The following is an 18483-nucleotide window of genomic DNA, read 5'->3' as shown; positions in this document are numbered from 1 at the left end:
ATGGAGGTGCCGGCGACGTGGCGAGTGTGAGGCTGGTCGGCTTCGGCTGGCGGCACGCCGGTCGGCGGGCCTGGGCGGTACGCGGGGTGGACCTGCGGATCGACCACGGGGAACGGGTGCTGCTGCTCGGGCCGTCCGGGGCCGGCAAGAGCACCCTGCTGGCCGCGCTGGCCGGGCTGCTGCCGGCGGACTCCGGCGAGCAGGAGGGCACCGTCGAGATCGACGGCCTCGACCCGGCCAAGGCCCGCGAGCGGGTCGGCACCGTCTTCCAGGACCCGCAGTCCCAGTTGGTGATGGCCCGCAGCGGCGACGACGTCGCGTTCGGCCTGGAGAACCGGGGGGTGCCCGGCGACGAGATCTGGCCCCGGGTGGACGAGGCGCTGCGCCGGGTCGGTTTCCCGTACCACCGGGACCGGCCCACCGCGGCGCTGTCCGGCGGCGAACAGCAGCGACTCGCCCTGGCCGGCGTGCTGGCACTGCGCCCCGGGCTGCTGCTGCTCGACGAGCCGACCGCCAACCTCGACCCGGCCGGCGCGGAGCTGGTGCGCGGGGCGGTGGCCGGCGCGCTGGACCCCGACACCACCCTGGTCCTGGTCGAGCACCGGGTCGCCGACGCCCTCGCCCTGGTCGACCGGGTGGTGGTGCTGGCACCCGGTGGCGGGGTCCGGGCGGACGGGCCACCGGAGACGGTCTTCGCCGCACACGGTGCCGCGCTCGCCGCCGAGGGGGTCTGGGTGCCCGGACACCCCACCGCGTCCCGCCCGGCCGCCGGGCCGCCGGGCGGGGAGTTGCTCACCGCCGACCGGCTCGGCCTGCCACCCCGGCTGGCCCCCACCGACCTGGCGGTACGTGCCGGCGAGGCGCTCGCCGTCCGGGGCCCCAACGGGGCCGGCAAGTCCACCCTCGCGCTGCTGCTCGGCGGCTTGCTCCGCCCCGGCGTCGGCCGGCTGGCCGGCACCTCCGCGCTGGCCGACGGGGACACCCGCCTCCCACCGCACCGCTGGCGGGCCCCCGCCCTGGCCGGCCGGATCGGCTCGGTGTTCCAGAACCCGGAGCACCAGTTCGTCACCGGCACCGTCCACGACGAGCTGGCCCTCGGCCCCCGCCGGACGGGCCGCCCCGAGCCCGCCGTCCGGGCCACCGTGGACGAGTTGCTGGACCGGCTGCGGCTGACCCGGCTCGCCGGTGCCAACCCGTACACCCTCTCCGGTGGGGAGGCCCGGCGGCTCAGCGTGGCGACCGCCCTGGCCACCGCGCCCCGGCTGCTGATCTGCGACGAACCCACCTTCGGCCAGGACCGGCGGACCTGGGGTGAGCTGGTCGACCTCTTCGCCGACCTGCGCGACGCAGGGCACGGCGTGGTCACCGTCACCCACGACACGGACTTCGTCGCCGCGCTCGCCGACCGGACGGTCACCCTGTGCCCCACCCGGGAGGGACCGTGATCGGTTTCGCACCTGTCGCCCGGCCCGGTGCGCCGCTGGCCCGGCGCAACCCGGTGGCGAAGCTGGCGGCCGGGCTGGTCTTCTCGTTCCTGCTGGTGGCCAGCCTCGACCCGGTCGCACCGGCGGTGGCGATCGCCGTCGAGCTGGCGTTGCTGCCGCTGTTCGGCATCCGCTACCGGGTGCTGGCCCGCCGCGCACTGCCGCTGCTGGCCGGGGCCGCCGGCATCCTGGTCACGCTGGTCCTGTTCGCCGCCGACCGGTCCGGCCGGGTGCTGTGGGAGGCCGGGCCGCTGCTTGTCACCTCGGGGGTGGTGGTCACCGCGCTCGGGCTGGTGCTGCGGATGTTCGCGGTCGCCCTGCCCGGGGTGATCGTCTTCGCCACCACCGATCCGACCGACCTGGCCGACGCGCTTGTCCAGAACGCGAAGGCCCCGGCCCGGTTCGCCATCGGCGCGCTTGCCGCCTTCCGGCTGGTGCCGCTGCTCGGTCAGGAGTGGCAGATGTTGACCATGGCCCGCCGGGCCCGGGGCGTGGACGCCGGCCGCAACCCGCTGGCCCGGCTGCGACTCTTCGTCTCCACGGCGTTCGCCCTGCTGGTGGGCGCGATCCGACGCGGCACCAGGCTGGCGGTGGCGATGGACGCCCGGGGCTTCGACGCCGGCACCCCGCGCACGGTGGCCCGCCGGCAGGTGTTCCGCCCGGCCGACTGGCTGCTGGTCGTCGGCGCGGCGGCGCTGGCCGGCGGCGCGCTCGCGGTCAGCGTGGCGCTCGGCACCTTCCGCCCCCTGATCGGCTGATCCACTCCCACCCGGTCCATCGCCCCACCGGGCATGCCGGGCGGCCAGGCACCCGGACCGCCGGGACACGCCGGCACCACTGTGCCGAAACAGCGGTGTCCGGGGTCCGGACACCGCTGTTTCGGCGATCTGGTGCGGGACGTCCCCGCCGGGGGCGGATCAGCTGCGCCGGAAGGCGTACCGGCGGTTCTGGCCCTGGGCGGTGGTGGAGCCGGACCGGACCGACCGGCCCGACCGCGACGGCGGCGGGGGCGGGGGCGACCGGACGACAGCGTCCGGGTGGGCCGATGCGAAGGCGAGGGGGACCGGGTGCGCGGGCGTCACGGTGAGTGCCGCGAGCGCCGCCGGGTCCACCTCCACCGGCTTCGGCACGGGACGACGGGACCTCTTCGGACTGCGTTTGGCGGGCATACGCTGCCTCCTGTACGTGCGGAGGACCACACCGCCAGCAAACGGCGGGCGGGCGGTCGACGGACGGGATCGGCTCCGGACGACCGGCCACGAGTCATCCCCTGCCAGGAGGGGTGGGAGACGCGGACGCCCGAGCACGCGGACCCGCGGCCACGGCGGCGGGTCGGCTCTGGAGAAAGGGCGTCAGATGCGCATGCCGTCACGTTAGCCGGCCCCCGCGCCCGACGCATCCGTTTTTCCCGACGGCCGTTCCCGGCCCGACGACCGTTCCAGGGCCCGACGGCGGACACCCCGACGACCGCGCCGCCCCACGGCGGACACCAGACGGTCATCCCGGCCCGGCGGCGGGCGGCCCCTGCCGCGCGGACGCGACCACCCTGTGACACTGGGTGGACGGCGGCTGCCGGGCGTAGGGGGCACGCGATACCGTCGCAGCACACAGGTGACGTGAGAGGTGGCGGGTACGAGATGACGCAACAGGCGACGGCGCAGATCGGCGTGACCGGGCTGGCGGTGATGGGTCGCAACCTGGCCCGGAACCTGGCCCGGAACGGGTTCACCGTGGCGGTGCACAACCGCTCCCCGGAGCGCACCCGCAGCCTGGTCGCCGACCACGGTGACGAGGGCACCTTCGTGCCGTCCGAGTCCCTGGCGGACTTCGTCGGCTCGCTGGAGCGGCCCCGCGCGGTGATCGTCATGGTCAAGGCGGGCGGCCCCACCGACGCGGTCATCGACGAGTTGGTGCCGCTGCTGGAGGAGGGCGACATCGTCGTCGACGCCGGCAACGCGCACTTCGCCGACACCCGCCGCCGGGAGGAGACGCTGCGCGAGCACGGGCTGCACTTCGTCGGCACCGGCGTCTCCGGCGGCGAGGAGGGCGCGCTGCTCGGGCCGAGCATCATGCCGGGCGGTTCGGCGGAGTCCTACCAGAAGCTCGGGCCGATCTTCGAGAAGATCGCCGCACAGGTGGACGGCGTCGCGTGCTGCCAGCACGTCGGCCCCGACGGTGCCGGTCACTTCGTCAAGATGGTGCACAACGGCATCGAGTACGCCGACATGCAGCTCATCGCCGAGGCGTACGACCTGCTGCGGGCCGGGTTGGGTGCGAGCCCGGCGGAGATCGCGGAGATCTTCCGGGAGTGGAACACCGGCGAGCTGGAGTCGTTCCTCATCGAGATCACCGCCGACGTGCTGGCGCACACGGACGCCGCCACCGGCAAGTCCTTCGTCGACGTGGTGCTCGACCAGGCCGAGCAGAAAGGCACCGGCCGCTGGACGGTGCAGATCGCCCTCGACCTGGGCATCCCGATCACCGGTATCGCCGAGGCGACCTTCGCCCGGTCGCTGTCCGGCCACGCCGGCCAGCGTGAGGCCGCCCGCCGCACCTTCGGCGACGCGGGCGAGAAGTGGCAGGTCGACGACCGGGACGCCTTCGTCGAGGACGTCCGGCGGGCGCTGCTGGCCAGCAAGATCGTCGCGTACGCGCAGGGCTTCGACCAGATCCGGGCCGGCAGCCGCGAGTACCACTGGGACATCGACCTGGGTGGCACCGCCACCATCTGGCGGGGCGGCTGCATCATCCGGGCCCGCTTCCTGGACCGGATCCGGGAGGCGTACGACTCGCAGCCGGAGCTGCCCACCCTGCTGGTCGCGCCGTACTTCGCCGACGCGGTGAGCGACGGCGTGCCGAGCTGGCGTCGGGTGGTGGCCGACTCGGCGCGGGCCGGCGTGCCCACCCCGGCCTTCTCCTCGTCGCTCGCCTACTTCGACGCGCTGCGCGCGGAGCGGCTGCCGGCGGCCCTGATCCAGGGCCTGCGGGACAACTTCGGCGCGCACACCTACCACCGGGTCGACCGGGAGGGCGCGTTCCACACCCTGTGGGCGACCGCCGACCGCTCCGAAGTGGCCGGCTGACCAGCCCGTCGTCCCCGGCGTGCCGCGGTCTCCCCCCAGCGGGGGCACCGCGCTCACCGGACCGGCACCAGTGCCACGCGAACGCCCCGCCGCCCCGGTGAAACGGGGTGGCGGGGCGTTCGCCGTGAGGTCGGTGGTGACCGCTGGTCACCGGGGAAGCCGGTGGCGGGTGGTCACCAGAACCGACGACGCCGGGCGGCCTTCTGGGGGCGCAGCACGTCGGCACCCTTGGACAGCAGCCGGCTCACCCCGCTGGGCCCCCGACGGGACTCCAGGGTGTGGCTCAGCCGACGGGCGCCGGCCGCGGCCAGCGGCACGGCGACCGCCATGACCGCCCACTGCGCGATCCGCTTCTGAATCATGTGTGCTCACCTCCGCGATCTGGCTGCCTGCGGAGGTGGTACCCCGCCGGCGAGATCACCAATCGCAAGGCGGGGCGACGGTCAGACAGTCGGGGCGACCGGGTTGGGCAGCGCCCCGCCGAAGCGACGGTCCCGCTGGGCGTACAGCTCGCAGGCGTACCAGAGGTGGCGACGGTCGAAGTCCGGCCAGAGGGTGTCCAGGAACACCAGCTCCGCGTACGCCGACTGCCAGAGCATGAAGTTGGAGATCCGTTCCTCACCGGAGGGGCGCAGGAAGAGGTCGACCTCGGGGACCTCCGGGTGGTAGAGGTACTTCGCCACGGTCTTCTCGGTGACCTTGGCCGGGTCGAGCCGGCCGGCGGCCACCTCCCGGGCGATCGCGGCGGCGGCGTCGGCGATCTCGGCCTGGCCGCCGTAGTTGACGCAGAACTGGAGGGTAAGCGTCGAGTTGCCCCGGGACATCTCCTCGGCGGTCTGCAACTCGGAGATGACGCTCTTCCAGAGCCGGCCGGCCCGCCCCGACCAGACCACCCGCACCCCCAGGTCGACCAGCTGGTCGCGGCGGCGGCGGATGACGTCCCGGTTGAAGCCCATCAGGAACCGGACCTCGTCCGGCGAGCGCCGCCAGTTCTCGGTGGAGAAGGCGTACGCCGACAGGTAGGGCACGCCCAGCTCGATCGCCCCCTCGACGGTGTCGAAGAGGCTGTGCTCGCCCTGCTCGTGGCCCCTGGTGCGGGGCAGGCCGCGTTCCTTGGCCCATCGGCCGTTGCCGTCCATCACCACCGCGATGTGCTTCGGCAGCGCCTCGACGGGCAACGCCGGCGGCCGGGCACCCGACGGGTGCGGTGTCGGCGGCGTCGGCGCCCGCCGGCCGGCCCTCAACGATCGGATCACTCGGTCATCCCCCTGTCCACGCCCTCCACGCCGACCCGGGGCGGCGGCACCGGACCGCTCCCCGCGCCACCCGGCGACCCACCCCGGTCGACCAGCGGCAGCGAGCGTAACGCGCGTTCCAGGTGCCACTGCAGATGCGCCGCGACCAGGCCGCTGCACTCCCGGCGTACCCCGGTCTCGGTGGCGTCGGCGACCTGCCAGTCGCCGCTGGTGAGGGCGGACATCAGGTCGATGGTGGCCGGTGCCGGGTGGGCCGCGCCGGGCGGCCGGCAGTCCGGGCAGACCGCACCCCCGGCCGGTACGGAGAACGCCCGGTGCCGCCCCGGCGTGCCGCAGACGGCGCAGGCGGTAAGCGCCGGCGCCCAGCCGGCCAGGCTCATCCCGCGCAGCAGGTAGGCGTCGAGCACCAGCGTGGTGGCGTGCTCCCCCCGGGACAACGCCTTCAGCGCGCCGAGGGTGAGCTGGAACAGCCGCAGCGACGGCTCCCGCTCGACGGGGGTAAGGCGTTCGGCGGTCTCCGCGATCGCGCTGGCCGCCGTGTACCGGGGGTAGTCCCCGAGGAAGCGCTTGCCGTACAGGTCGATGCCCTCGACCTGGCTGACGCTGTGCAGCGAGCTGCCGGTGTTGCCCTTCGGGTCGCCGGCGAGCTGGAGGTCGACGTGGCCGAACGGCTCCAACCGGGCGCCGAACTTGCTCGTGGTGCGGCGTACCCCCCGGGCCACCGCGCGTAGCCGGCCGTGCCGGCGGGTCAGCAGGGTGATGATCCGGTCGGACTCGCCCAGCTTCTGCACGCGCAGCACCACCGCGTCGTCGCGGTAGAGCTGTCGGCGGTACCCGGCCATCGGGTCATTCTCCCTCGGGGTGGGAAATCAGGGTCGGCTCGGGGTGGGTCGGTGCTTCGCCCCGGATGTGCCGCAGGTGGGGACGGTCGTAGGTTGCTCGGCATGGCTCTTCCCCGCAGCACGGTCGCCCTGGGCGCGACCGCCGCCCTCATCCTCGCCACCGGGTGCGACACGCTGGCGTTCCGGCGGCTGGACTTCGACACCACCGAGGCGGCGAAGATCGCCCGGATCACCGTACGGCCCGGATCCGGGGACGTGGTGGTCCGGGCGACCGGCCCGGCCACCGGCGTACGCGTCAAGCGGGTGGTCCGTTACCAGGGTGACCAGCCCGACACCACGTACGAGATCACCGGGGACGAGTTGGTGCTGGACACCGACTGCGGTTCCCGCTGCTCGGTGTCGTACGACGTGACCGCCCCGCCCGGGGTGCGGGTGCAGGGCGAGGCCGGCTCCGGCGACGTGGAGCTGGCCAGGATCGGATCGGTCGACTTCACCCTCGGCTCGGGCAACATCCGGATCGCCGACGCCAGCGGCACGGTGCGGGCGGAGACCGGGTCGGGCAACATCGAGGTGGTCAACGTCGCCGGCCCGGTCGACCTGCGGGCGGCCTCCGGCGACGTCACCGGCACCCGCCTCGGCGGCGACGTCTCCGCCGAGACCGGTTCCGGCAACATCACGCTCATCCTGGACAAACCGGCCTCGACGCGGGCCCACGCCGGCAGCGGGGACGTCGAGCTGACGGTGCCGGCCGGCCGGTACCGGGTGAAGTCGAACGTCGACTCGGGGGATGCCGAGATCGGGGTCACCAACGATCCGGCCGCACCGCTGTTGCTGGACCTGGACGCCGGCAGCGGGAACGTGACAGTCGCGCAGCGGTGACCGGCCGGCGTACCTCACCGGCCCCTGATCTCGACGGTGTCGGCCTCGGCCACCCGGGGGGCCGGGACGCCGACCGGCCCGGTGCCGGGCGACGCCGTCGCCGGTCGGGACGGCCGGCGGCCGGGGACCAGTTCGGGACGGCGGCCGGCGGCCACGTCCTCCACCCAGCCGACCAGCAGGGTCACCACTCCGACCAGCAGGAAGACCAGCACCACCCGGATCGCCAGCCCCCACGGGTCCCGGGGCGACCAGCCGACCAGACCCACCAGCGGGGTCAGCGCCACCACGAAGGGCATGTGCCACAGGTAGACGGTCAGCGCGCGCCGGTTCGCCACCGTCACCAGCCGGCCGAAGATCCGGTTGCGATCGACCCAGGCGGCGGCGGCCGGGGCCCGCCCGATGACGACCAGGATGAACGCCGCCGACCACAGGGCGTTACCCAGCGGTATGTCGTTGAGGTCGTAGCCGCGTGGCCCGGGGTGGGTGAGGATCCACGCCCCGCCGGCCCCGGCCAGCAGCAGCGCCACCGCCACCAGCACCCGGCCGGCCAGGCGACGCAGCAGACCGTCGTGGTGGGCGAAGCCGAGCAGCCAGGCGCCGAAGTAGAGGCCGAAGTCGCGCAACACCGCCGAGGTGGTCGGCAGGATCCCCACCTCGATCGCGACAATCAGCAGGTAGGGGGCGGCCAGGGTGGGCAGCGGGGCCCGGCGGAAGAGCCAGAGCGCCACCGGGGAGGCGAGCACGAACCACAGGTAGTCCCGCAGGTACCAGATCGGGCTGAGCGCGAGCGCACCCCAGTAGTTGGCCGGCGGGTCGGTGATCGGGAACAGCCAGATCAGCACCCGGGGGGTGAACTCCAGCCCGGTGAGCAGCATGGCCGGCACGAAGATCACCGCCAGCACCCAGAGCGAGGGCAGCAGGCGGCGCAGCCGACGCCCCAGTGCGGCACCGCCGGACCGGTCCAGCGACCCCGCCATCAGCGACCCGGCCAGGGCGAACATGACCGCCATGGCCGGGAAGACGAGCGTCAGGCCGGCCAGCCCGGTGACGTGGTAGACCACGACCCGGACGATGGCCAGGAAACGGAGCAGATCCAGATATCGATTGCGCATCAGACTGCATCTATGTGGGGGGGCGGGATGGATGTCCCCTACCCTGCAAAGCCAGCCTGTGAAACAGCTGCTAATTCGGGCCTGACGTGAAAATTCCCATATCAGTGCCCGATGTCGGCCGGGTCAGAAACCCAGCTTGCGCAGCTGCTTCGGGTCGCGCTGCCACTCCTTCGCCACCCGCACGTGCAGGTCCAGATAGACGCGGGTGCCGAGCAGTTCCTCGATCTGCTTGCGGGCGGTGGTGCCGACCTCCTTGAGCCGGCTGGCCTTGTGGCCGAGCACGATCGCCTTCTGGCTGGGCCGCTCGACGTAGACGTCGGCGTAGATCTTCATGAGCTGCCCCTCGGGGATCATCTCCTCCACCACCACGGCGATGGAGTGCGGCAGCTCGTCGCGGACCCCCTCCAGGGCGGCCTCCCGGATCAGCTCGGCGACAAGCACCTGCTCCGGCTCGTCGGTGAGCATGTCGTCCGGGTAGAGCTGCGGTGACGGCGGCAGGTAACCGGTCATCACGTCGACCAGGGTGTCCACCTGGTGCCCGGAGACCGCGCTGACCGGGACCACGGCCGCGAACTCGGCCAGCTTGCTGACCGCGAGCAGCTGCTCGGCCAACCGTCGCTTGTCGACCAGGTCGGTCTTGGTGACCACGGCGAGCACTGTGGCCTTCAGCTCGCTCAGCTCGCCGCTGATGAACCGGTCCCCCCGGCCCACCGGCTCGTCCGCCGGGATGCAGAGGCCGATCACGTCGACCTCCGTCCAGGTGGTGCGGACCAGGTCGTTGAGGCGCTCGCCGAGCAGCGTCCGGGGCCGGTGCAGGCCCGGGGTGTCCACCAGCACCAGCTGCGACTCCGGCCGGTGCAGCACCGCCCGGATCACGTGCCGGGTGGTCTGCGGCTTGTTCGAGGTGATCGCGATCTTGGTGCCGACGATCGCGTTGGTCAACGTCGACTTGCCGGCATTCGGCCGCCCGACGAAACACCCGAAACCCGCCCGGTACGGTCGCTGCTCCACGCCCGTCACTCGACCACCGTGCCGAGGACGGTCCCGTCCGGCGCGGCCACGTGGATCGGCGCGTCGGCGGCCAGGTCCCGCACCGCGGCGTGCCCGGCGCCGTCAAGCGTCGACGCCTCGGTCACCACCACCGCCGCCTCCAGCCGGCTCGCCCCCGCCGCCGCCGCCGAGGCGACCGCGAGCTGGAGCGCCGTGACTGTCAACGAGGGCAGCGAGACGCTCGCCGCGGCGTACGTCCGGCCGTCCTGGTCGCGGACCGCCGCGCCCTCCACGGCAGCCACCCGGGCCCGGGCGCCCCGGGCCAGCACGACCAGCTTGCCGTCCTCGGCGCTCAACTCGGCCGGGTCGGACGGGGTGGGCCGGGCGGCCGGCACGGCAGGTGTCTCAGGCATCGGCGGGTTGCCTCTCCTCGGTGCTGTTCTGGTTGTCACGGGAATCGGGCACGCCGGTCGACGGGGCCCGGCTGACCAGCACGCTGTCTATCCGGTTACGCCGGCCGGTGGTGCCCTCGGCGACCAGCTTGAGGCCGGCCACCTCGGCGTCGGCACCCGGGATCGGCACCCGACCGAGGGCCTGCGCCAGCAGCCCACCGACCGTCTCCACCTCGTCGGTGGGCAGCTCGGTGTCGAACAACTCGCCCAGGTTCTCCACCGGCAGTCGGGCGGTGACCCGCACCGCACCGTCGGCCAGGTGCTCCACCGGCGGGCGCTCGACATCGTACTCGTCGGTGATCTCGCCGACGATCTCCTCCAGGATGTCCTCGATGGTGACCAGACCGCCGGTGCCGCCGTACTCGTCGACGACGATGACCAGATGGTTGCGGGCGGCCTGCATCTCCGACAGCAGGTCGTCGACCGGCTTGGACTCCGGCACGAAGGTGGCCGGCCGCATCAGCTCGGCCACCGGGGTCTGGTGGGCCCGCAGGTCACCACCCCGGGTACGCCGGATGAGGTCCTTGAGATAGAGCACGCCGAGCACGTCGTCGACGCTCTCGCCGATCACCGGAATGCGGGAGAAGCCGGACCGCAGGAAGAGCGCCAGCGCCTGGGAGAGCGTCTTGCCCTCCTCTATCCACACCATCTCGGTACGCGGCACCATCACCTCCCGGGCGATGGTGTCGCCGAGCGCGAAGACCGAGTGGATCATCTGGCGTTCGCCGTGCTCCACCACCCCGCGCTGCTCGGCCAGGTCGACCAGTTCCCGCAGCTCGACCTGGGTGGCGAACGGCCCCTCCCGGAAACCGCGCCCCGGGGTGACCGCGTTGCCGATCAGGATCAGCAGCGAGGCGAGCGGGTTGAGCGCCCGACCCAGCCACCTGACCAGCGGCGCCACCGCCCGACCCACCGCGTACGCGTGCTGCCGGCCCAGGGTGCGCGGGGCCACCCCGACCACCACGAAGCTGACCACTGTCATCGCCCCGGCGGTCACCAGCGCCGCCCGCCAACCCGCGCCGAAGCTGTCCACCGCCACCAGGGCGACCAGGGTGGTGGCGGTCAACTCGGCGAGCAGCCGGAGCAGCAGCAACAGGTTGAGGTGGCGGACCACGTCACCGGCGACCGCCTGGAGGGTACGCGCGCCGCGCGCCCCGTCCCGGGCCAGTTCGGCGGCGCGGGCCGGGGAGACCGCGGCCAACGCGGCCTCGGTCATCGCGATCAGGCCGGCGAGTACCACCAGCCCGGCCGCGAAGAAGATCAACTGGAGATCGGGAAGGCCGGCGGTCGGACCGGCCGCGAATATGTCCATCACCGGGACCGGGTCGACCGCCAGCTGGCCAGCAGCCGGGCCTGGAGGGCGAACATCTCCCGCTCCTCCTCCGGCTCGGCATGGTCGTAGCCGAGCAGGTGCAGCACGCCGTGCACGGTCAGCAGGTGCAGCTCGTCGGCGGCGGCGTGCCCGGCGGTGGCTGCCTGCTTGGCCGCCACCTCCGGGCAGAGCACGATGTCGCCGAGCAGGGCCGGTTCACCGCCGGCCGGGGCGCTCTCCCCCGGACCGTGGTCGACGCTGCCCTCGTCCATGGGGAAGGCGAGCACGTCGGTCGGGCCGTCGCCGCCCATCCAGCGATGGTTCAGCTCGGTCATGTAGCCGATGTCGACAAGCAGCACGGACAGCTCGGCGAGCGGGTTGACCCCCATCTCGTCGAGGGCGTGCCGGGCCACGGCGAGCACGGAGTCGGTGTCGACCTCGGCACCGGACTCGTTGGCGATCTCGATGGACAACTGTCTTCCTCTGATTGGTTAGCGGCGCCGGCCGGCCCGGCCGCCCTGGGCGGTCCGCCCCGGCACGGCGTGCACGCCCTGCGCCTGCTGGTTCTCCCGCTCGTCCCAGCGGGCGTACGCGTCGACGATCTCCCCGACCAGCCGGTGCCGGACCACGTCCGAGCTGGAGAGCTGGGCGAAGTGCACGTCCTCGACGTTCTCCAGGATCTCCCGGACCACCCGCAGCCCGCTGGCCGTCCCACCGGGAAGGTCCACCTGGGTGACGTCACCGGTCACCACGATCTTGGAACCGAAGCCGAGCCGGGTGAGGAACATCTTCATCTGCTCGGGCGTGGTGTTCTGCGCCTCGTCCAGGATGATGAAAGCGTCGTTCAGGGTGTTGTGGGTGACCAGGAAGTCGTCGGTCACGTACAACGAGTCCTCCGCCGCGACCTGGATGCACATCGTCTCCTGCACCCCGGCCGGGATGATCGAGTCGATGAACCGCATCGGCCGTCCGCCACCGTGCTCGTCGTACTGCTGGCGCTTGCGGGCCAGTCGGAACGGCGGGACACCGGCCGGTAGCCGGATCTCCACGACGTAGGCGTCGGCACGACACGGGACCGGACGCCCGTTGGCCAGACCGGGCTTGCGTCCCTCGGCCTCCCGTACCCGCCAGGTCGCCACCCCACCGAGCGACTGGACCAGGTGGACGACGTCGTCCCGCAGCCGGGCCGACGTCGTCGAGTACTGCACCCGACAGGTGCGCCCCGCCTGGACGACCGGCCCCCCGTCGGTGTCCAGCAGCCCCTGCAGGACGGCCAGCCGGACGTCGAGACTGTTCTGCAAATAGACGTCGGGCACGAACTTGGTCCCCGACTTCGCACCGGCGAGGCCCAGTTCGCGGAGCGCGAGCGTCATCGGATTGGCGACGATCACCCCGCCCCGGTGACCGTTGACGTGCCGGAGCACGTAGTCGTAGTTGTTCCTGCGCACCAGCTCGATGTCGGGCAGCGCTGCGTCGAGCGCGTCGGCCAGCTCCGGGTCGGCGGTGCTGAAGGCCGGGGTGGTCCGCGACGAGATGCTGCCGTCTCCGAGCAGCAGACCGAGGGCGTACGGGTCGAGCGGAACGTCCTGCGACTCGAGCTGCACCGGTGCCACGACCGGAAGCTCGTACCGGCGGATGTGACCCCGCCGTTCCTTGCCGATCATCTCGTGCGTCTCGAGGGTGCGCCGACCGCCGCGCCGCTTGTCCTCCGGGGTGGCCACCGTCCAGAGGTGTTCACCGCAGCAGAGGGTGGAGGCCCCGTCCTGCGTGGTGACCCGGTAGACCTGCTTGGGGCCCTGCGGGTAGATGCCGATCACCGGCGTGGGCGTCCCGTTCGCGCCGATGACCAGGTCACCGACCCGCAGCGACCCGAACGGTCGGAAACCCTCCGGAGTCAGCACCTGTGCGTCGTACGGCTGTGCGCGACCCCGCATATACGCCAGCGGCGCGACCTCGATGGTGCCGGCGGCCATCAGCTTCGGGATGGTCTCCGGGTCGAGCATGTCGTGCAGCGCGTCGTAGAGCGGGCGCAGGTAGGGGTCGATCTTCTCGTTCAGGGTGCCCGGCAGGAAGCCCAGCCGCTCGCCCGCCTCGACCGCCGGCCGGGTCAGGATGATCCGGCTGACCTGCTTGGCCTGAAGTGCCTGGACGGCCTTCGCCATCGCCAGGTAGGTCTTGCCGGTGCCGGCCGGGCCGATGCCGAACACGATCGTGTTGGCGTCGATCGAGTCGACGTAGGTCTTCTGGCCCAGCGTCTTGGGGCGGATGGTGCGCCCGCGCCGGGAGAGGATGTTGAGGGTGAGCACCTCGGCGGGCCGCTCGGTGCCGCCCTGCTCGAGCATGCCGACGGTACGCCGGACAGCGTCAGTGGTCAGGGTCTCGCCCTTCTCGATCAGTTCGAGCAGCTCGCTGAAGAGACGCTCGGCGAGAGCGTTGTCCGCGGGCGCACCGGTGATGGTGATCTCGTTGCCGCGTACGTGCACGTCACTGGTGACCGAACGTTCGACGAGTCGCAGGATCTCGTCGCCCGCGCCGAGCAGGTTGACCATGATCTTGGCATCGGGAACCGTGATCCTGGTCTGCACCCGGGGCGGGCCGGGAGGTGGGGTGCCGGTCATAGATCGGGCCGTGGGGCCCTGCGCCACCTGCTTCCATCTCGCGCCGTGCCCTGCCGGCGCGGCGTGCGGACGATACTCCCATCGTATCCGCTCCGCACCGGCGGCACCGCGTCCATTTCCCCGCCCCTTCCGGCCGACCCGTCAGGCACGGAAGTCGTACCTGTCGAAGGTCTCCTGGTGGCGGGTGAAACGGTAGGTGGCCCAGTGCATCCCGACCACCTTCCCGTCGGCGTCCCGGGTGAGCCGCAGCAGCTCCCCGATCTCCCGCCCGGCGACGGTCCGGAACACGTCCGGGGATTCGGGCATCGGCGCGAAGACCGCCGGCGGCCTCCCCGCCGGGTCGTCCGCACCCCGGGCCCGCAGCGCCCCGTCGTGCCAGAAGAAGACGTACTCGAAACCCTCGCCCCACCAGCGGCCGAGCAGCCCGCGCCACGGTCCGGGCGCACCCGGACCGGGCTCCCACGGCTCGATGTCCGCCGGGGCGTGCTCGGCCGAGGCGACGAGCAACCGGTGCGGGAGCTCCAGTACCTCGCTCGCCGTGCCCGAGGAGGCGAGCACCGCGCAGCCCATCGCGCCCGCCGTACCGGCACCGCCGCGCCGGCCGTACACGCCGGCCAGGAAACCGGGCATCGCCCCGTCGTGCCCCACGTGCACCACCCGGTCCGGGTACGTGACCAGGATCAGTCCCAGCCCGAACCCCGCCGACCAGGCGGTCTCGTCGGTGGTGGTCACCGGCCAGCGCATCTCGTCCAGGGTGGTCGCGGCGAGCACCGCCCCGGTCGGATCCAGCGCCGTCGGGTCGGCCAGGAACGCCGCCCAACGGGCCATGTCCGTCGCGGTGCTCCACAGCTGGGCGGCCGGGCCGACCGCCCCGAAGTCGGTCGGCGGTTCCGGATGCGCCTCGTCGGAGTACGCGTCGACCAGGAACCCGGTCGCCGCCGACGGCCCCGGGTCGACCGAGGTGTCGGCCAGCCCCAGCGGGGTGAGCACCCGTGCGGCGAGCACCTCCGCCCAGGTGCTGCCCCGCAGCACGCCGACCAGCCGACCGAGCAGCGCCATCCCCAGGTTGGAGTAGTGGTAGCGGCGACCGGTGGGCAGCACCCGCTCGACCCGGATCAGGTCGGCGACCAGGTCGTCCACCTGCGGCGCGCGCAGCGTGTCCCAGACGTCCCCGTACGGCTCGCGTTGCAGCCCGGCGGTGTGCGAGAGCAACCGGCGTACGGTCAGCTCGCCGTGCGCCGGCAGCTCCAGGTGCCGGCTCAGCGGGTCGTCGAGGTCGAGCAGCCCGTCGTCGCGGCACTGCATCACCAGCACCGAGGTGAAGGTCTTGGTGACCGAGCCGATCCGGAAGCGGGTCGCCGGGCCGAGCACGGTGCCGTTGCCGGTGCCGCCGACCTGGTAGGTCCAGAGCGCACGGTCGGCCCGGTGCAGCGCCACCGCCAGGGCGGGCACCCGGGCCTGCGCCTGGACCTGCTGGACCATCCGCTCCAGCCGGTGGTGCACCCCCGCCCCGTCGACGCCCGTCCCCGCCTCGGGCGACACCCCCGGCCCCGGGCCGTCAGGCGTCACGCGTCCCGACCCTCGACCGTCACGTGCCCCCCATCCACGGGCGTCATGCCAGGTCCCGGGCCAGCATCGGGCCGAGGGGTGCGCCGCCGAGCAGGTGGGCGTGCACGTGGAAGACCTCCTGGCCAGCGTACGGGCCGGTGTTGAACATCAGCCGGAACCCGTCGCCGGTCAGTCCCTCGTCCTCAGCCACCGCGGCGGCCGTGGCCAGCACCTCACCGGCCAGCCCCGGGTCACCCTGGGCGAGCGTCGCCACATCCGCGTAGTGCTCCTTGGGGATGACCAGCACGTGCACCGGCGCTTTCGGACCGATGTCGCGGAAGGCGAGGGTGGTGCCGGTCTCCCGGACGATGGTGGCCGGGATCTCCCCGGCGACGATGCGGCAGAACAGACAGTCGTCTCCCATCCCACAAGTCTAAAGACCACCCCCGCCCACCCCCGCCCCCCGCCCACCCCACCCCTCCCGCCCTCACCCGCCCGCCCCGCCTTCCCTCCCCCTCCCCCTCACCTCCCTCCCCCCACTCCCTCACCCACCCCCCTCACCCCCGCCCCGGTGATCAAGAGGTTTACGTCAATTTCAAGCCCACCGATGACGCAAACCTCTTGATCACCGGACCTACCACGCCGGAGCCGGCGTTGGCGGTTGGTGATCAAGAGGTTTGGGGGTGGGGATGTGCTTCAGGGTGACGTAAACCTCTTGATCACCGGGGTGGGGGTGGGGGTGGGGGATTTACCAGCGGGAGAGGCGGGTGGCTAGGACGGTGAGGGCGGCCACGCCGGCGGTGGAGGTACGTAGGACCGAGGGGCCGAGGCGTACCTGGTGGGCGCCGGCCTCGGTGAAGGTGGTCAGCTCTGTCGGGGCGATGCCGCCCTCGGGCCCGACGACCAGGACGATCTCGCCGGTGGCCGGCAGCTCCGCCGCGGTGAGGCGCTCGTCGGCCTCCTCGTGCAGCACGAACGCCGCTGCCGCCCCGGCGATCCGTCTGGCCACCGTGGCGGTCGACTCGTCAGGCGCTCCGGCCACCACCGGCAGCCGCGCCCGGCGGGCCTGCTTGGCCGCCTCCCGGGCCGTCGCCGCCCACTTCGCCCGGGCCCGTACGCCCCGGTCACCGCGCCACTGCACCACCGAGCGGGACGCCGCCCAGGGCACGATCTCGTCCACCCCGACCTCGGTCATCGCCTGCACTGCCAGCTCGCCCCGGTCCCCCTTGGCGATGCCCTGCGCCACGACCAGCCGGGGGACGTCCGCGTCGACGTACCCCCGGGAGGTGATGGTGAGGTCGAGGGTGCCCCGGGCGACGGCGGTGACCACGGCGCCGGCGGTGCCACCCCGGCCGTCGGCGAGCAGCAGCTCCTCGCCGACGCGTACCCGTTGCACGGTGGCGGCGTGGTGCCCCTCGGGGCCGTCCAGGGTGAACTGGTCGGCGGTGGGCAGCGATTCGACCAGGAACAGCGACGCGGACACGACAATCAGGCTAACCGGCCGAGCCTGAGCCGGTCGGGGCTGGTCCCACGATCACCCGACCCCGACCCCGACCCCGACCCCGACCCCGAGCGGGAGCGGGAGCGGGAGCGCCGGCCCGACCCCGACCGGAGCGACGCGGCAGCGCCGGCCCGACCCCGACCGGAGCGACGCGGCAGCGCCGGCCCGACCCCGACAGCCCGACCCCGACCGGAACGATCAGGCGCGAGCCCGAACGGGCCGGTCAGGCGTGGCCGTTGAAGGCGTCGCGCATCCGGGAGAAGAAACCGCCCTGCTTGCTCAGCTCGGCGACCTCCTCGCCCCGGGTCTTGGCGAAGTCCCGCAGCATCTTCTCCTGGTCGGCGTCGAGCTTGGTGGGGGTACGCACGTCGAGGTGGACGTAGAGGTCGCCCCGGCCGGTGCCGCGCAGGTGCGGTACGCCCCGGGCGCGTAGCCGCAGCGTGCTGCCCGGCTGGGTGCCGGCCTTGACGTCGACGGTCTCCTCGCTGTCCAGCGTCTTGATGGTCAGCCGGGTGCCCAGCGCGGCGGCGGTCATCGGGACGGTGACCCGGCAGTGCAGGTCGTCGCCCTTGCGGGAGTAGACGTCGTGCGGGCGCTCGTGGATCTCGACGTAGAGGTCACCGGCGGTGCCACCACCCGGGCCGACCTCGCCCTGCTGGGCCAGCCGGATGCGCATGCCGTCCTCGACCCCGGCGGGGATCTTCACGGTCAGCGAGCGGCGGGTCCGCACCCGGCCGTCGCCGGCGCAGGTGGGACAGGGGTGCGGGATGGTGGTGCCGTAGCCCTGGCAGACGGTGCACGGGCGGGCCGAGACCACCTGGCCGAGGAAGGTCCGCTGCACCGACTGCACCTCGCCCCGGCCCCCGCACGCCTCGCAGGTCGCCAGGTGGGTGCCGGCTGCGGTGCCCGCCCCGGAGCAGGTGGTGCAGAGCACGGCGGTGTCGACGGTGATCGGGGCCTCGACGCCGAAGGCGGTCTCGTGCAGGTCCAGCTCCAGCCGCAGGATCGCGTCGGCACCCGGCCGGGTACGCGGGCGCGGTCCGCGTGCGCCACCGGCGGCGCCGCCGAAGAAGGCGTCCATGATGTCCTGGAAACCGACGAACGGGCCCGCCCCACCGGGGCCACCCGGGCCGCCGGCACCCCCGCCGCCCGGGGCGAGCGGGTCGCCGCCCAGGTCGACGATCTGCCGCTTCCGATCGTCCGACAGGACCTCGTACGCGGCGTTGATGTCCTTGAACTTCTCCTGTGCCTCCGGGTCCGGATTGACGTCCGGGTGGAACTGCCGCGCCAGCTTGCGGTAGGCGCGCTTGATCTCGTCGTCGGAGGCTTCCCGGCTCACGCCGAGGATGCCGTAGTAGTCCCTGGCCACTGCGTTCCGTGTCCTCATGTTCGTCTCGCGTTGCGCC

General features: G+C 73.1%; 17 protein-coding genes and 3 pseudogenes. 4 read left to right on the top strand and 16 right to left on the bottom strand.

The features are described 5' to 3' along the window. Positions 1-17 precede the first annotated feature (17 nt). Together OHQ87_RS00380 and OHQ87_RS00375 are read left to right on the top strand one after the other, a co-directional pair. Positions 18-1445, top strand: a complete 1428-nt coding sequence (locus OHQ87_RS00380; protein WP_328343860.1) for an ABC transporter ATP-binding protein — start codon at positions 18-20, stop codon at positions 1443-1445. Further along, positions 1442-2242 (top strand): energy-coupling factor transporter transmembrane component T family protein, encoded by an 801-nt coding sequence (locus OHQ87_RS00375; RefSeq protein ID WP_328343858.1) that lies wholly within the window; start codon positions 1442-1444, stop codon positions 2240-2242. Before OHQ87_RS00380 ends, OHQ87_RS00375 begins: the two co-directional genes overlap by 4 nt. A 159-nt stretch (positions 2243-2401) precedes the next feature. Here OHQ87_RS00375 and OHQ87_RS00370 read toward each other — a convergent pair whose 3' ends face one another. Then, positions 2402-2614: a hypothetical protein gene (locus OHQ87_RS00370; RefSeq protein WP_328343856.1), complete on the bottom strand. Its 213-nt coding sequence runs from the start codon at positions 2612-2614 to the stop codon at positions 2402-2404. A gap of 507 nt (positions 2615-3121) precedes the next feature. Between OHQ87_RS00370 and gndA the strand changes: the two genes are divergently transcribed. Continuing rightward, positions 3122-4567, top strand: a complete 1446-nt coding sequence (gene gndA, locus OHQ87_RS00365) for an NADP-dependent phosphogluconate dehydrogenase (RefSeq protein ID WP_328343854.1) — start codon at positions 3122-3124, stop codon at positions 4565-4567. A gap of 173 nt (positions 4568-4740) precedes the next feature. On the opposite strand, the gene OHQ87_RS00360 is transcribed toward gndA, so the two are convergent. The 3 genes from OHQ87_RS00360 to recO all read right to left on the bottom strand — a co-directional run bounded on the left by OHQ87_RS00360 (position 4741) and on the right by recO (position 6665). Further along, on the bottom strand, positions 4741-4929 hold the full coding sequence (locus tag OHQ87_RS00360) for a hypothetical protein (RefSeq protein WP_328343852.1): 189 nt from the start codon (positions 4927-4929) through the stop codon (positions 4741-4743). A gap of 81 nt (positions 4930-5010) precedes the next feature. Then, a complete protein-coding gene (locus OHQ87_RS00355; protein WP_328343851.1) occupies positions 5011-5823 on the bottom strand; it encodes an isoprenyl transferase in 813 nt (270 codons plus the stop codon). After that, positions 5820-6665: a DNA repair protein RecO gene (recO, locus tag OHQ87_RS00350; protein WP_328343849.1), complete on the bottom strand. Its 846-nt coding sequence runs from the start codon at positions 6663-6665 to the stop codon at positions 5820-5822. The genes OHQ87_RS00355 and recO overlap by 4 nt, the downstream gene beginning before the upstream one ends. A 102-nt stretch (positions 6666-6767) precedes the next feature. Between recO and OHQ87_RS00345 the strand changes: the two genes are divergently transcribed. Beyond that, positions 6768-7544 carry a DUF4097 family beta strand repeat-containing protein gene (locus OHQ87_RS00345; RefSeq protein WP_328343847.1) on the top strand — a complete coding sequence of 259 codons (777 nt, stop codon included), beginning with the start codon at positions 6768-6770 and terminating at the stop codon, positions 7542-7544. 14 nt (positions 7545-7558) lie between these two features. Here the strand turns inward: OHQ87_RS00345 and OHQ87_RS00340 are convergent, their stop codons facing one another. The 12 genes and pseudogenes from OHQ87_RS00340 to dnaJ all read right to left on the bottom strand — a co-directional run bounded on the left by OHQ87_RS00340 (position 7559) and on the right by dnaJ (position 18446). Beyond that, a complete protein-coding gene (locus tag OHQ87_RS00340) occupies positions 7559-8656 on the bottom strand; it encodes an acyltransferase family protein (protein ID WP_328343845.1) in 1098 nt (365 codons plus the stop codon). Positions 8657-8779: 123 nt separating this feature from the next. Then, entirely contained in the window at positions 8780-9676 is an 897-nt protein-coding gene (gene era / locus OHQ87_RS00335; RefSeq protein ID WP_328343843.1) for a GTPase Era, read from the bottom strand. Next, positions 9673-10059, bottom strand: coding sequence for a cytidine deaminase (locus tag OHQ87_RS00330; protein ID WP_328343841.1), 387 nt, complete (start codon positions 10057-10059; stop codon positions 9673-9675). Before OHQ87_RS00330 ends, era begins: the two co-directional genes overlap by 4 nt. After that, positions 10052-11434 carry a hemolysin family protein gene (locus OHQ87_RS00325; protein ID WP_328348692.1) on the bottom strand — a complete coding sequence of 461 codons (1383 nt, stop codon included), beginning with the start codon at positions 11432-11434 and terminating at the stop codon, positions 10052-10054. Before OHQ87_RS00325 ends, OHQ87_RS00330 begins: the two co-directional genes overlap by 8 nt. Then, positions 11410-11883, bottom strand: a complete 474-nt coding sequence (gene ybeY / locus OHQ87_RS00320; RefSeq protein WP_328343839.1) for an rRNA maturation RNase YbeY — start codon at positions 11881-11883, stop codon at positions 11410-11412. Before ybeY ends, OHQ87_RS00325 begins: the two co-directional genes overlap by 25 nt. Positions 11884-11901: 18 nt before the next feature. Continuing rightward, positions 11902-12261, bottom strand: a pseudogene (locus OHQ87_RS00315) (PhoH family protein); the annotation flags it as partial. A 264-nt stretch (positions 12262-12525) separates the two neighbouring features. Further along, positions 12526-12783, bottom strand: a pseudogene (locus OHQ87_RS00310) (LAGLIDADG family homing endonuclease); the annotation flags it as partial. A gap of 498 nt (positions 12784-13281) precedes the next feature. Next, a pseudogene (locus OHQ87_RS00305) lies at positions 13282-14028 on the bottom strand (PhoH family protein); the annotation flags it as partial. A 141-nt stretch (positions 14029-14169) separates the two neighbouring features. Then, entirely contained in the window at positions 14170-15510 is a 1341-nt protein-coding gene (locus OHQ87_RS00300; RefSeq protein ID WP_328348691.1) for a serine hydrolase domain-containing protein, read from the bottom strand. Positions 15511-15640: 130 nt separating this feature from the next. Further along, entirely contained in the window at positions 15641-16000 is a 360-nt protein-coding gene (locus OHQ87_RS00295) for a histidine triad nucleotide-binding protein (protein ID WP_328343838.1), read from the bottom strand. A 324-nt stretch (positions 16001-16324) separates the two neighbouring features. After that, positions 16325-17059 (bottom strand): 16S rRNA (uracil(1498)-N(3))-methyltransferase, encoded by a 735-nt coding sequence (locus OHQ87_RS00290; protein ID WP_328343837.1) that lies wholly within the window; start codon positions 17057-17059, stop codon positions 16325-16327. A 241-nt stretch (positions 17060-17300) separates the two neighbouring features. Then, the gene (dnaJ, locus tag OHQ87_RS00285) at positions 17301-18446 is read right to left on the bottom strand and encodes a molecular chaperone DnaJ (protein ID WP_282274015.1); all 1146 of its coding nucleotides are present in this window, start codon (positions 18444-18446) and stop codon (positions 17301-17303) included. Positions 18447-18483: the final 37 nt, after the last annotated feature.

Source organism: Micromonospora sp. NBC_00421 (genome assembly GCF_036017915.1).
Lineage (GTDB): Bacteria > Actinomycetota > Actinomycetes > Mycobacteriales > Micromonosporaceae > Micromonospora.
Note: the sequence above shows the minus strand (reverse complement) of the source record. Positions and strands in the feature narration are given on the sequence as shown.

What these genes read in the sequence shown, in the direction of transcription:
- gndA (WP_328343854.1), top strand. Translation starts at nt 3,122, where the DNA reads ATGACGCAACAGGCGACGGCGCAGATCGGCGTGACCGGGCTGGCGGTG.
- OHQ87_RS00360 (WP_328343852.1), bottom strand. Translation starts at nt 4,929, where the DNA reads ATGATTCAGAAGCGGATCGCGCAGTGGGCGGTCATGGCGGTCGCCGTG.
- recO (WP_328343849.1), bottom strand. Translation starts at nt 6,665, where the DNA reads ATGGCCGGGTACCGCCGACAGCTCTACCGCGACGACGCGGTGGTGCTG.
- OHQ87_RS00345 (WP_328343847.1), top strand. Translation starts at nt 6,768, where the DNA reads ATGGCTCTTCCCCGCAGCACGGTCGCCCTGGGCGCGACCGCCGCCCTC.
- OHQ87_RS00340 (WP_328343845.1), bottom strand. Translation starts at nt 8,656, where the DNA reads ATGCGCAATCGATATCTGGATCTGCTCCGTTTCCTGGCCATCGTCCGG.
- OHQ87_RS00330 (WP_328343841.1), bottom strand. Translation starts at nt 10,059, where the DNA reads ATGCCTGAGACACCTGCCGTGCCGGCCGCCCGGCCCACCCCGTCCGAC.
- OHQ87_RS00300 (WP_328348691.1), bottom strand. Translation starts at nt 15,510, where the DNA reads ATGGTCCAGCAGGTCCAGGCGCAGGCCCGGGTGCCCGCCCTGGCGGTG.
- OHQ87_RS00295 (WP_328343838.1), bottom strand. Translation starts at nt 16,000, where the DNA reads ATGGGAGACGACTGTCTGTTCTGCCGCATCGTCGCCGGGGAGATCCCG.